15 protein-coding genes are annotated in these 12684 nt (G+C 32.4%); 10 read left to right on the forward strand and 5 right to left on the reverse strand.

The annotated features are described in order from the left end of the window. Positions 1-4: 4 nt before the first annotated feature. Positions 5-574, reverse strand: coding sequence for a hypothetical protein (locus MTP08_RS08655; RefSeq protein WP_243575643.1), 570 nt, complete (start codon positions 572-574; stop codon positions 5-7). Between the two features lie 100 nt (positions 575-674). On the opposite strand from MTP08_RS08655, the gene MTP08_RS08660 reads away from it, so the two are divergent. Further along, a complete protein-coding gene (locus MTP08_RS08660) occupies positions 675-1742 on the forward strand; it encodes a 3-oxoacyl-ACP synthase III family protein (protein ID WP_243575644.1) in 1068 nt (355 codons plus the stop codon). 75 nt (positions 1743-1817) lie between these two features. Further along, the gene (locus MTP08_RS08665) at positions 1818-3023 is read left to right on the forward strand and encodes a metallophosphoesterase (RefSeq protein WP_243575645.1); all 1206 of its coding nucleotides are present in this window, start codon (positions 1818-1820) and stop codon (positions 3021-3023) included. Positions 3024-3077: 54 nt separating this feature from the next. Here MTP08_RS08665 and MTP08_RS08670 read toward each other — a convergent pair whose 3' ends face one another. The 4 genes from MTP08_RS08670 to dnaA all read right to left on the reverse strand — a co-directional run bounded on the left by MTP08_RS08670 (position 3078) and on the right by dnaA (position 6281). Beyond that, positions 3078-3455, reverse strand: coding sequence for a hypothetical protein (locus MTP08_RS08670; protein ID WP_243575646.1), 378 nt, complete (start codon positions 3453-3455; stop codon positions 3078-3080). A gap of 71 nt (positions 3456-3526) precedes the next feature. Beyond that, entirely contained in the window at positions 3527-4225 is a 699-nt protein-coding gene (locus MTP08_RS08675; protein WP_243575647.1) for an SAM-dependent methyltransferase, read from the reverse strand. Positions 4226-4254: 29 nt separating this feature from the next. Continuing rightward, positions 4255-4728 carry a low molecular weight protein-tyrosine-phosphatase gene (locus MTP08_RS08680; RefSeq protein ID WP_243575648.1) on the reverse strand — a complete coding sequence of 158 codons (474 nt, stop codon included), beginning with the start codon at positions 4726-4728 and terminating at the stop codon, positions 4255-4257. A 98-nt stretch (positions 4729-4826) separates the two neighbouring features. Further along, on the reverse strand, positions 4827-6281 hold the full coding sequence (gene dnaA, locus MTP08_RS08685; protein WP_243575649.1) for a chromosomal replication initiator protein DnaA: 1455 nt from the start codon (positions 6279-6281) through the stop codon (positions 4827-4829). Between the two features lie 136 nt (positions 6282-6417). On the opposite strand from dnaA, the gene MTP08_RS08690 reads away from it, so the two are divergent. The 8 genes from MTP08_RS08690 (at position 6418) to MTP08_RS08725 (ending at position 12677) form a co-directional block, all read left to right on the forward strand. Further along, entirely contained in the window at positions 6418-6828 is a 411-nt protein-coding gene (locus MTP08_RS08690; protein ID WP_243577740.1) for an acyl-CoA thioesterase, read from the forward strand. 110 nt (positions 6829-6938) lie between these two features. Then, positions 6939-7811 carry an RAA family extended-spectrum beta-lactamase gene (gene blaRAA / locus MTP08_RS08695; RefSeq protein ID WP_243575650.1) on the forward strand — a complete coding sequence of 291 codons (873 nt, stop codon included), beginning with the start codon at positions 6939-6941 and terminating at the stop codon, positions 7809-7811. Between the two features lie 112 nt (positions 7812-7923). Next, positions 7924-8814: a 3-hydroxybutyryl-CoA dehydrogenase gene (locus MTP08_RS08700; protein ID WP_243577741.1), complete on the forward strand. Its 891-nt coding sequence runs from the start codon at positions 7924-7926 to the stop codon at positions 8812-8814. Between the two features lie 98 nt (positions 8815-8912). Next, on the forward strand, positions 8913-10229 hold the full coding sequence (locus MTP08_RS08705) for a hypothetical protein (protein WP_243575651.1): 1317 nt from the start codon (positions 8913-8915) through the stop codon (positions 10227-10229). Between the two features lie 37 nt (positions 10230-10266). Further along, the gene (locus MTP08_RS08710; RefSeq protein WP_002977986.1) at positions 10267-10506 is read left to right on the forward strand and encodes a hypothetical protein; all 240 of its coding nucleotides are present in this window, start codon (positions 10267-10269) and stop codon (positions 10504-10506) included. A 265-nt stretch (positions 10507-10771) separates the two neighbouring features. Then, positions 10772-11401: an NUDIX hydrolase gene (locus MTP08_RS08715; protein WP_243575652.1), complete on the forward strand. Its 630-nt coding sequence runs from the start codon at positions 10772-10774 to the stop codon at positions 11399-11401. A gap of 28 nt (positions 11402-11429) precedes the next feature. Continuing rightward, the gene (locus MTP08_RS08720; RefSeq protein WP_209389426.1) at positions 11430-12236 is read left to right on the forward strand and encodes a lysophospholipid acyltransferase family protein; all 807 of its coding nucleotides are present in this window, start codon (positions 11430-11432) and stop codon (positions 12234-12236) included. A gap of 6 nt (positions 12237-12242) precedes the next feature. Further along, complete coding sequence (locus tag MTP08_RS08725; protein ID WP_243575653.1) at positions 12243-12677, forward strand: hypothetical protein; 435 nt, start codon at positions 12243-12245, stop codon at positions 12675-12677. The last annotated feature ends 7 nt before the right edge of the window (positions 12678-12684 follow it).

Here is a 12684-nt window from a genome sequence, read left to right on the forward strand (position 1 = left end):
AAACTTAAAACTTATAATATTCTTTATAATAATTGAGATAATCCTGTTTGCGGAAAATCTTAGAGCGCGATTCTACTTTCTGGATATTCTTAATTAACTGATCGTAATCTTCGTCTATATTGTAGTAAAAATCTTCTGTGTAAAGCTTATTGAAATGCTTTGCACCTCCAAAATAGGGTTTTCCGTCTATCATGGTTTTATTCAGTGCCAAAAGTAATGAATCTTTTTTAAGATTGTAGCCATAATATTGATCATTAATGTAATAATCTTTATGAGCTATATTAATTAAGCCTCTTATTTTATTAACTTCGAAAGCAGAATCATAAAGCATTTTTTTGTTCTGATCGAAAACCTTTATAGAGTTTTTCCCTTTATTCAGGTCTACTTTCACGTACTGACCGGCAGAAATAATCCCTTCTTCCCCATTGTTTATTTTGAAATAATAAGTATTAGGAGTAGGATTATCTACGAGATAATAATTTTTTTTCGCCAGAAAGAAATAATAAGTGGCAAAAGCAGCTATAAAGACAAGAAATGCAACAAGTAAGCCTTTTAAAGAAGGATTGTTTTTCATAGATAGTCTGAGACAATTTTTGCAAATTTAATAATATTTTTAATTCTTTCTTATTAATATTAATTATTAACTTTGCAACTTTAAAAAATTATACAAACGAATGCCGAATACAATCATTATTGGTTCCGGATCTTATCTTCCTAACAGAATTATTGGAAGAGATTTTTTCTTAGATTCAGAGTTTTATACGGAAGATGGGCTGAAGATTGACAAGCCAGCTGAAGAAACCATTTCGAAATTTGTAGAAATTACAGAGATAGAAAACAGAAGATTTATTGAAGATGACCTTTCAAATTCAAAAATCGGCTACGAAGCGGCTAAAATAGCTCTAGAAGATGCAGATATTAATGGTGAAGATTTAGATTATATTATTTACGCAAGCAATTTCGGGGATGTTACTGTAAACGGTTATGCCGATTTCATGCCTAACATGGCAGCGAGAGTAAAAAATATGCTTGGCATTAAGAACAGAAAATGTATTACCTACGATATGATGTTCGGATGTCCTGGTTGGGTAGAAGCAATGATTCTTGCTGATAACCTAATTAAAGCCAAAGTGGCAAAAACTATTTTGGTAATTGGTGCAGAAACCCTGAGCAGAGTAACAGACCTTCACGATAGAAACAGAATGATTTTTGCAGACGGAGCCGGAGCTGTAGTTGTAAAAGCTACCGATGAAGAAAATGTAGGAATTATTGCCCATAATACGATATGCGATAATGGTGTTGAGCTAGAATATCTTGCTAATGGACCTTCTATCAACAAAGAAGCAGACCAAAGCAGATTATATGTAAGAATGATGGGAAGAAAAATTTACGAGTACGCTCTTAAAAATGTTCCTGTGGCTATAAAAGAAACGATTGATGATGCCGGATTATCTATTGAAGATATTGATAAGATATTGATTCACCAGGCAAATGCAAAGATGGATTATGCAATGATAGAAAGACTTCACAAACTTTATGATATTAAAGATTACGATCATTCTATCTCTCCTATGACTATTCAGGAGTTTGGAAATTCTTCCGTTGCAACAATTCCTACGATGTATGATTTAATTATTAAAGGAAAACTGGAAGGTCATTCGTTTAAGGATAAAGGCAACATTGTAATGACTTCCGTTGGTGCAGGAATGAATATTAACGCTATTGTTTATAAATTTCCTTAAATTATTTATCTATAATTAAAATAAATCTGCACAAAAGGAAGTTTTTCTTTTGTGCTTTTTTATATAATTTATTGTATGCAAAAAAATTTCTTGATCATTACCGGAATATTCATTCTCCTTGAGATTTATATTTACCAGGCAATAAGAACTTTAACCGATAATTCATGGATAAGATGGGGTTATATTGGTATTTATGTTCTTATTTACGCGCTTTTTACTTACGAAATTCTCAATTTTCAAAGAAGTGACCGAGATGCTACTAAATCTCATATCATCAGTATTTTGTTATTGGTTTTCATAATTCCTAAGCTCTTTGTGTTTTTATTTTTGTTAATTGATGACATTTTCAGAACAGGAAGTTATTTATTCGGGTTCACCCGCTCGTCAGAAAACTTTTTCCCTGAAAGAAGAAAGTTTTTAAGTTTAATGGGACTTGGTTTAGGAGGTGTGCTTTCGGCATTATTTATAGATGGTGCTACTTTTGGCAAATACCGTCACAAAGTAAGAAGAGTTAAAGTGAAAATAGCCAATCTTCCTAATAGCTTTAAAGGGTATAAAATCATTCAGATATCAGATGTCCACAGTGGAAGTTTTTCGGATCCCAGCAAACTGGAACACGCTATAGATTTAATTAATGAACAAAAGCCAGATTTGGTTTTATTTACCGGTGATATGGTAAATAATGTTGCAGACGAATTTAAGCCATTCATACCACTTTTTTCTAAAATCTCCGCAAAGGATGGAAAATTTTCGGTATTGGGAAATCATGATTACGGAGATTATGTAACATGGAAGTCTCTTGACGAAAAGAAAAACAATCTGGAAACACTCATAGATTATCAAAGAAAAGCAGGGTTCGATTTATTAAGAAATGAAAACCGCATCATAGAAAAAAATGGCGAAAAACTTTATATTTTAGGCGTAGAAAACTGGGGTTTGAAGCCATTTCCTCAATTTGGAAAGATTGATGAAGCTTTGCTAAACGTTCCAACCGATGCACCAAAAATATTAATGAGCCACGACCCTACCCATTTCGATTATGTGGTAAAAAAACATCCCGGAAACATCCATTTAACTTTATCAGGACATACACATGGGATGCAGTTCGGTTTAGATTTAAAAAACATCAAATGGTCGCCAGTACAGTATAAATATCCAAAATGGGCAGATTTATATGAAAGCGAAGGCAAATTATTGTATGTGAATCGGGGTTTTGGAGTTTTAGGTTACCCCGGAAGAGTTGGTGTATTACCGGAAATTACTTTATTTGAATTATCTTAAAACCATAAAAAAATCCGAAACTCATTGAGTTTCGGATTTTTTTGTTCAACTATTTTATGCGTTGAAATGTTTTTTCACGGTTTCTAAAACCTCTTCATCAGACATTTGCTGTGCGGTATCTAACGTAATTTTAAGATTTTTAAACTGTGCTGTATCATGCAAATAATGTTTAAATTCTTCCTGAATGGTACCCGGTCCGGTTACATATACTTCTTCTGAATTGGTAAGTAAATGCTCCACTTCCTTAAAAAACTTCACTTTATTGGTTTGCTCGGCATTATTAGCTGCATTTTCACTAGAATTCCCATACTGAATGGTTGCTTTTACCGGACTGCACAAAAAGAATTTGAACGCATTTTGAGCATCATGATTTTTTACAACAACCGCTTTATGCGTATCTATCCAGATTCCCGCCAATTTTTTTTCTGACATAATATTTTATTTTTAAAGTTATGCCATACAAAGACAAGAATAATGCAAAATTATTGTTAACGGGTGTTAAATTATTTTCCCAAGACAAATACAGCAGGAATTTTATGAAGCTCTGGCTTTTGTTTCTGCCATTCTTTAATGGTTTTTGTTTTGATGAATTCCAGTTCGGGATCGTTAATGTTTGCTGCGATACAGAGTTTTGTATGGGGAGAAAGAAATTTAATTAAATCCTCCAAAAGCTGATTATTTCTATACGGAGTTTCCATGAATATTTGAGAATATCCTGTTTTATCAACCAAATTTTCCAAATGCAGAATTTGTTTTTTCTTTTCTCCTTTATCTATGGGAAGATATCCGTTAAAAGTAAATTCCTGACCATTAAATCCACTGGAAATGAGTGCCAAAATTATAGACGAAGGCCCAGAAATAGGAATAACTCTTATATTTTTTTCATGACACCACTTTACCATGAGATTTCCGGGATCTGCAATACATGGAAGTCCGGCTTCGGATAAAAGTCCGAAATCCTGTCCTTGAAGCATCAGTTGCTGAGCTTCTTTTACATCTGAATTTTCGGTATATTTATCTAAAAGAAAAAGTTTCAGTTCCGACTGCTTTTTTTCGGGAGCAAAAAATTTCACCACTTTTCTTGCCGTTTTTTCATTTTCGACAAAAAAATAATCGGTCTGCATAATATAATCTTTTATTACCGGAGCAAAATGATTAACAGATGTATTCTCTGAAAGATAAGCAGGAATTAAAAAAAGCATAGTTTAGAATATGAATTGTTTATTTTTGATTAATTGTGAGATTCAGCAAAAGATTTTATCAGTTTTTTAGAGATTATTTCGCAGGCATCATATATCTGTCTGAAAACTTTTTCAAAGCCTTCCGCACCGCTCCAATAAGGATCGGGAACTTCTATTGAATAATTTTCCAGACCGAGATCCTGCATCAGTAAACTGACTTTACTTTTTTGTTGCTCATTTTTAGCAAGAGAAAGCACATCACGAAGATTATTCTTGTCCATACAGTAAATTTTATCATAATAATCTAAATCGCTTAACAGAATTGGCCTTGAACATTGTTCCGAAATATCCAAACCGTTTTTAAGAGCAATTTCCACCGATCTTTTATCTGGTTGGCTTCCTTGGTGCATATCTATTGTACCTGCCGAATCTACTTCAAAAGTATCCGGAAGTTTAGATTTCAAAATTCCCTCTGCCAAAGGGCTTCTACAAATATTTCCTAGGCAAACCATTAATATTTTCACTGATTTCAAATATATTTTAAATAAAATTTCACAACAAAACTAAATAAAAAAATGGAGAATAAAATTACTCTCCATTTCTTTATCTTATATAAAAACGATTAGCTTTTAATCTTTTCGGTAAGCTCTTTTACGTATTTTTTTACTTCTTTATCTATCTTAGAAACATCTTTTATTGTTTCGCATGCGTACATTACTGTAGAATGGTCTTTTCCTCCCATTTCTTCTCCAATTTTGGTAAAAGTGGCATTGGTAAACTCTTTCGCGAAATACATCGCCAATTGTCTTGGAAGAGCAATTTCTCTTTTTCTTGTTTTAGATAAAAGCTGTTCTCTTTTAATACCGAAATAATCGCACACCACTTCCTGAATATAAGGAATATTGATGATTTTTTTCTGATTGGCAGCTATTTTATTAATAGTTTCCTTTAAAAGCTCTAAACTGAGATCAGATTTGTAAATCGTAGAATACGCAATTACTGAATTGATTACTCCGATAAGTTCTCTTACATTCGTTTTAGCTTCCGAGGCAAGAAAATCCAGCATATCTTCCGTAAGAACAATTCCGTCTCTGCTTAATTTATCTTCGATAATTTTTTTTCTGGTATCTAAATCCGGAGATTTTATTTCTGCAGAAAGTCCCCATTTGAAACGGGAAACAATTCTGTCCTGAATATCCATAATATCTACCGGAGCTTTATCGGAAGTTAAAATAATCTGTTTTCCGTTTTGGTGCAGATAATCGAAAATATGAAAGAAACTGTCCTGTGTTGCAGATTTACCAGATAAGAACTGAATATCATCAATAATCAGAACATCTACCATTTGATAAAAATTGGCAAATTCTGTCTGTTTATGAGCTTTAGCAGCAGAAATAAACTGCTGGATAAATTTTTCTGATGAAAGATAAAGCACTACTTTATCTGGAAACTGGCTTTTTACCTCTAATCCTACAGCCTGACCTAAGTGAGTTTTTCCCACTCCATATCCTCCATACAAAAACAAAGGGTTAAAAGCGGTTGCTCCCGGTCTTTTGGCAATAGATTTTGCTACTGTTGCAGCAAATTTATTGCTTTCTCCCTCTACATAATTATCAAAAGAAAAATCTGCTTTAAGATTAGAATCTATATTTACTTTTTTAATTCCCGGAACTACAAAAGGATTTACAATATTAGAAGAAAACCCTTGAGGCATTGTTTCCTGAACTTTTGGTGTAGGAACAGATTTCCCTTTCATATTCATGGTAACGGGTTTTTCCTGACCTATCGGTTTGTTTTCCATTACCGAATACCAAAGTTTAACACCTTTGCCAATATTTTTCTTCAGGGCAGCAGAAAGCAATGACAGATAATTATCTTCAATATATTCTTTATAGAAATCGCTCGGAACCATCAACGTAAGATTATTCTCAACCAAAGAAATTGGCTGAACTTTGTCGAACAGTAAATCAAACGATTTTTCAAGTTTTTTGAGATCAGAATTGTCTTCGGCTGCGTTAAGATTATCCCGCATAAACTGAAGGCACTTCTGCCATACCATCATTAAATTTTCATCCATATTTTATGCCCTGATTTTTACTATGATCTTCGTCTTTATAGAGGGAAGACAAAGGTCTAATTTTTTAATTTAAAAAAAAATATTTCTCATATTGATTATTTAAAAATATATTTGTATGAATAATTTAAAACTCAAAATGATACACTCAACACACTCATTAAGAGTACGTTACGCAGAAACAGATCCTATGAAATATGTTTATTACGGAAATTACGCAACCTATTTCGAATTGGGTCGTGTAGAACTTTTCCGCAGCATAGGAATCTCTTACGATGAAATCGAAAAAAGTGGAATTTGGCTTCCGGTTTCAGATTATAAAATTAAGTATTTAAAACCAGCATTATACGATCAAAAATTAGAAATTCATACTTATTTAAAAAAAATTCCGGGAGTGAGAATTGAATTTGAATATGAAATTTATAATGAAGAAGGAACAAAAATTACAGAAGCAGCTACTACACTATTTTTCTTAAATTCGGAAACCCATAAAATTATTAAATGTCCCGATTTCTTAATGAAGCTAATTGAGGAAAACTGGAAAGAATAAAATTTGGAAACAATATTTCAAAGATTGAATGAAAATTTCATTCATAATTTCTTAATCTGAAAGAATTACTTCCTATTGAATAAACAAAATTTGATTAACAATATAACCAAATGAAAAACATCAAATTACTTTTAATCCTGTTTTCGGGTTTTATATTTGCCCAACAATCGGTTTTAAACAAAAAAATAAATTCTATTATTAAAGATAAAAAAGCAACGATCGGAATTTCTGTTTTAGGATTTGAAAACAATTTTCAATATCATAAAAATGGTAACAAAAAGCTTCCCATGCTCAGTGTTTTTAAATTTCATATTGCTGCAACAGTCTTGGATTGGGTAGATAAAGGAAAACTTTCTTTGGAGCAGAAAATTTTCATAAAAAAGGAAGATCTTCTTAAAGATACCTGGTCGCCTATTCGTGATCAATATCCCGATGGAAATATTGAAATGAGTCTTGACGAAATCATCCGTTACACCGTTGCATGGAGTGATAATAATGGTTGCGACATTCTTCTGAAATTGATTGGCGGCACAGAAACAGTACAAAAATTTATAGATTCTAAAGGAGTTAAAAATTTTCAAATTAAGAATAATGAAGAGCAGATGCATAAAGCCTCAAAATATGTTTACGAAAATTATACAACTACCCAATCTTTAGCATTGCTTTATAAGCAGTTTTTTCAGGGAAAAATTCTTTCAGAAAAATCTACACATTATTTATATAATATCATGCTGAACACGGAAACCGGCAAAAATAAGCTTAAAGAACAACTTCCTCCGAAAACTATTGCACACAAAACTGGCTCTTCAGGAAAATATGAAGGCTTAACAATTGCTGAAAATGACAGCGGAATTGTTACTTTGCCCAACGATAAGCACTACTCTATTGTCGTTTTTGTGAATAATTCTACCGAACCGGAAGCAGTAAACTGTAAGATGATTTCAGATATTTCAAAAACAGTTTGGGATTATTTTAATAAGTAAAATTTTAAGCTTAATTTTAAAACCATAAAAATGAAGCAGAATTTAGAAGATGAAAATATTTAAAGCAGCTTAAAAAATTTGATAATTTAATTATAAAAGAACTTTTAAAATGATTAAAAACATTGTAGTTATCGGAGCAGGAACCATGGGAAACGGTATCGCACACACTTTTGCACAAAGCGGATTTAGTGTAAATCTTGTTGATGTTTCTCAGGAAGCTTTAGATAAAGGTCTGAAAACCATTACTACCAATCTCGACAGAATAATTGCAAAAGGAAATCTTACTGAAGAGAAAAAAGCAGAAACTTTAAGCAATATTACAACGTACACGCAATTAAAAGATGCGGTAACCAATGCAGATCTTATCGTTGAAGCTGCTACAGAAAACCAAGATCTAAAGCTGAAAATTTTCGCACAAATGGATGAATTTGCTCCCGAAAATTGCATTTTGGCTACTAATACATCTTCAATCTCGATTACAAAAATTGCTGCCGCTACCAAAAGAGCAGACAAAGTAATAGGAATGCATTTTATGAATCCTGTTCCGATTATGAAGCTGGTAGAAATCATTAAAGGCTATTCTACATCGAAAGAAACGTTCGATTCTATCTACGAAATGAGCAAAACTTTAGGAAAAGTACCGGTAGAAGTGAACGATTATCCTGGATTTGTTGCAAACAGAATTTTAATGCCAATGATTAATGAGTCTATTGAAACATTATACAACGGCGTTGCAGGAGTTGAAGAAATAGACACGGTAATGAAATTGGGTATGGCACATCCTATGGGACCGCTTCAGCTTGCAGATTTCATCGGTTTGGATGTTTGCCTAGCAATTCTGAATGTAATGTACGACGGTTTCAAAAATCCAAAATATGCACCAAATCCTTTATTGGTAAATATGGTGATGGCAGGTAAATTGGGTGTAAAATCCGGTGAAGGTTTTTATGATTATTTTGAAAGCAAAAAAGCTGAAAAAGTAGCTAAAATGTTTTCCAAATAAACATTAACTGTGAAGTTTTGTTTCTGGCATTCTGTAAAACAAATTCTATTTTGTTGATATATTGACTTGCATTGGGAAATTCATTACTTTCACAATCCATGAAATTTAAAGAAAAAAATATTCAGATAATATTGGTCATCATCACAGTTTTGATGACCATTTTTCGTTTTCTGCTTAATGAGAAAGGAAGAACCAGCCCAGATTCGATAAGATTTATGCATTTTGCAAAAGTTTTTCCGGTAATCGACAATACTATAACTCCATTGGGATATCCTTTAAGCATAAAATTTTTCACATTTTTTGGTTTTGATGAGTTTTGGAGCAGTAAAATTGTAGGCTTAGCTGCTTTGGCTTTTATTCTAATTTTCACCTATCGCAAAAACTTTTTCTTTCGAGAAGCGTTGGTTACCTGTTCATTATTCAGTTTAGTTTCCCTCTTTTCTTTTACGATGAGTGAAGCTTTAATTCTGCCCTTCGTTATTGGGTTTCTTTACATTTCATCACAAATTATTATCGGGAATTTAGAAAAAGGGAGAGCAGTCTTTTATTTAACCATAAGTTTAATTTTACTGTATAACATCAGATACAGCGCCTTATTTCTAATGGGTGGAACAGGGCTTTACGGCTTAATATTTTGGAAAAAAAAGCACGCATCTTCATTTATTATTTCTGGAATTCTGGCGGGTATTTTTGTTGTACTTTACAAATTATTTTTCATCGATTATTTTAATGAAAATTACGTTAAAGAATCGCTAGAAATGGGTTTATATCCTACTTCCCAACTTTTAAAAGAATTATTTTGGGGGCTTTGCACCACCTTCAACCCGTTTATTCACATGGCTAATCCGAACAGAGGAATTATTAACTACGGAATTTATGGTTTAGGATTAGTAAACATCCTGTTAATGATTTATTTATTCATTGTAAAACCGCTTAGTGAAACAGAAGTCTATTTTATTTTTATAGGAATTTTCGGAATTATCTGTTCTTTTTTCATTCAGTATTTTTATCCTGTCAATGCAATCGATTTCCGGTTACTTTCAGCTTTCAGCTTACCCATCTGGTTGGTATATTTCAGAAAAATATTTCAGAGATTTAAATGGAAAACGTATGCAATTGGGTTTTTAAGCATTTGTTCGGGATTATTCTTTACGCTTCTTTCTAAAGGCAACTATCTTGAAAACAGAAAAGAAGTAAAACAGTTTCTTAAAAATAAAAATCTGGAAAACAAACCTATAAAATTTTATCTTGAAGCCACAGAAGATTTAGAAAACATACAGATTGCAGAACTAATAAGTACCGTAAATGCCGATTTAGACATTACTTTCAAACCATCGGACACGCTTCAGAAGAATACCCTTACCAAGCATAAAGTTTTACAAAAAATTAAAATTGACAAGAACAAATACCAATAATTTTATATATCTTTGAGAAAGTTTAAATATTAAAAAAATGAAGTTACCAAAGTTTTTATTGGCAGATAATTCTGAGTTTCCTGAAGATTTATTTGTTGTACACACAGAATATCCAAGATTTATCTTAAACGTTGAAGAAGAAGAAGTTGAATGGCTTGATGATCTTGAAGGAGATGATGAAGAAACCATGGCAGATGAAGCTACTAAAGTAGTAGAAGCAGCATTTAAATGGTGCGATGAAGAGTTGGCAAAATACGACGAAGAAGAGGAAGATTAATTCCAATTATAAAATGAAGCTGCCCAATGGCAGCTTTTTTTACAAACTCACCATACAAGAGGCTGTCATTTTTTTTGGCAGCCTTTTTCATTACAAAAAACAGATTTTTCACTTTAATGTTCTTCATTTTTCCACATTAATTATCATATAATCTTATGGAAGAATATTTTATCAATTAAAAATTCCGAACGTTAAATTCTACATTTTTTAGCTCCTCCAACACAGTTTTATATTATTTATCCGGATATATTAGTAAATTTGGAATATGGAAAGTTTTGGAAAAGATTTATTACAGAAAATTAAAAAAGCATCTCTCGAAGGTCAGAATGCACACGGAATTTTTTCCCCACCATACAGACCTTTGTTCAGCTACGATCAGATTTTAGAAAAAAATCCAAAGTTTGCTGCAGTTAACATTGTTCTCTATCTTAAAAATGATGAATGGCATTTTCCGCTCATTGTAAGATCTATTAACGAACACGACAGACACAGCGGACAGATTTCTCTTCCCGGAGGAAAACGCGAAGAACTGGATAAAGATTTTGCCGAAACTGCCATAAGAGAAACTTCTGAAGAAATAGGAATTGAAAAACCTTACGTAAAAATAATTCGTGAGCTCTCTCCTATTTACATTCCGCCGAGTAATTTTTATGTGTATCCTTATATTTCTTATACGAAAAGAAATCCTGAATTTATCTTACAGCAAACCGAAGCTGTAGAAGTGATAGAATTTCCCATTACATCGTTCCTGAATCTTTCCGGAACGCCAGAAATTATGGCACTTCCCGGAGCTGGAGGAAAAGAAGTTCCTGTTATTAATTTCAACGGATATATTATTTGGGGAGCCACTGCAATGATTTTAAGCGAATTCAGCCAGTTGATTAAAAAAATGTAACTTTGCGGATATTATGTTTAACTGAAATATGGCGAAGAAAAATATTTTCACCGATTCGTTCGGAACTCCTTATTTTTTAAAAAGACTTATTATTTTCATTCTTGGATTTATTTCTTACAGAAGATTTAATGGTTTCAACAAACTGAAAATTACAGGAACAGAAAATTTGGTAGATCTTCCCGACACGAATGTATTATTCGTATCTAATCATCAAACCTATTTTGCGGATGTCGCTGCAATGTATCATGCTTTTTGTGCTGTAAATAACGGATATTTAAATACCATTAAAAATCCTATTTATCTTCTCAACCCCAGAGTAGATTTTTATTACGTAGCCGCAGAAGAAACCATGAATAAAGGTATTCTTCCGAAAATCTTCAAAATTGCAGGAGCAGTTACTGTAAAAAGAACATGGAGAGCAGAAGGAAAAAACGTTAACAGAATGGTAGATCTTAGCGAGATTGATAATATCATGAAAGCTCTGGATAACGGTTGGGTAGCCACATTTCCGCAAGGAACAACTGCTGCTTTTGCACAGGGAAGAAAAGGAACCGCAAAACTGATAAAAAACCAAAGACCTATTGTAATTCCTATAAAAATAAATGGTTTCCGAAGAGCATTTGATAAAAAAGGACTTCGCGTAAAAGTTACGGGAGTAAAACCTACTATGGAATTCAAGAAACCTTTGGATATAGATTACGACAACGAAAATGCTCAGGAAATTCTATATAAAATAATGACTGCGATAGAACAGACGGAAGATTTTAATGTACTTCATACTTATGATGAAGAAATTAAAGCCAAAAAATCTGAACAGAATAAATCTCAAAATTAAAAATCAATGAAAAAGTTTTTAGGAATCTTTTTTATAGCATTGCTTGTATTGTCATGCAATTCTCAAAAAATATATTCCGATTACGATATCAGTTTTTCCAGAAGCGGAGGATTTGCTCCCACTTATGAAAATTTATTAATTAAAGGCAATAATGCTCATTACTCTTTCGAAGGTCGCGATCAAAAAATAAAACAAACCTTCAAAGTTTCCGATGAAGATCTTAAAATTTTGAATGATGTTCTGTCTCAAAACAACTTCAGACAAATACAAGAAGATCACAAAAAAATGTATGATAATATTACCACTTCGGTAAATGTAAAAAACGGCAAAAATTCTGGGAGTAAAAATGACGGAAGCATGATTATGCCGAATTATAAAACCAACTGGGGAAATATTGTTACTGCCTTTCAGGAAATTATTAGTAAAAACATCAAAAAATAACACAAAG

This window comes from Chryseobacterium oryzae (assembly GCF_022811665.1).
GTDB classification, from domain to species: domain Bacteria; phylum Bacteroidota; class Bacteroidia; order Flavobacteriales; family Weeksellaceae; genus Chryseobacterium; species Chryseobacterium oryzae.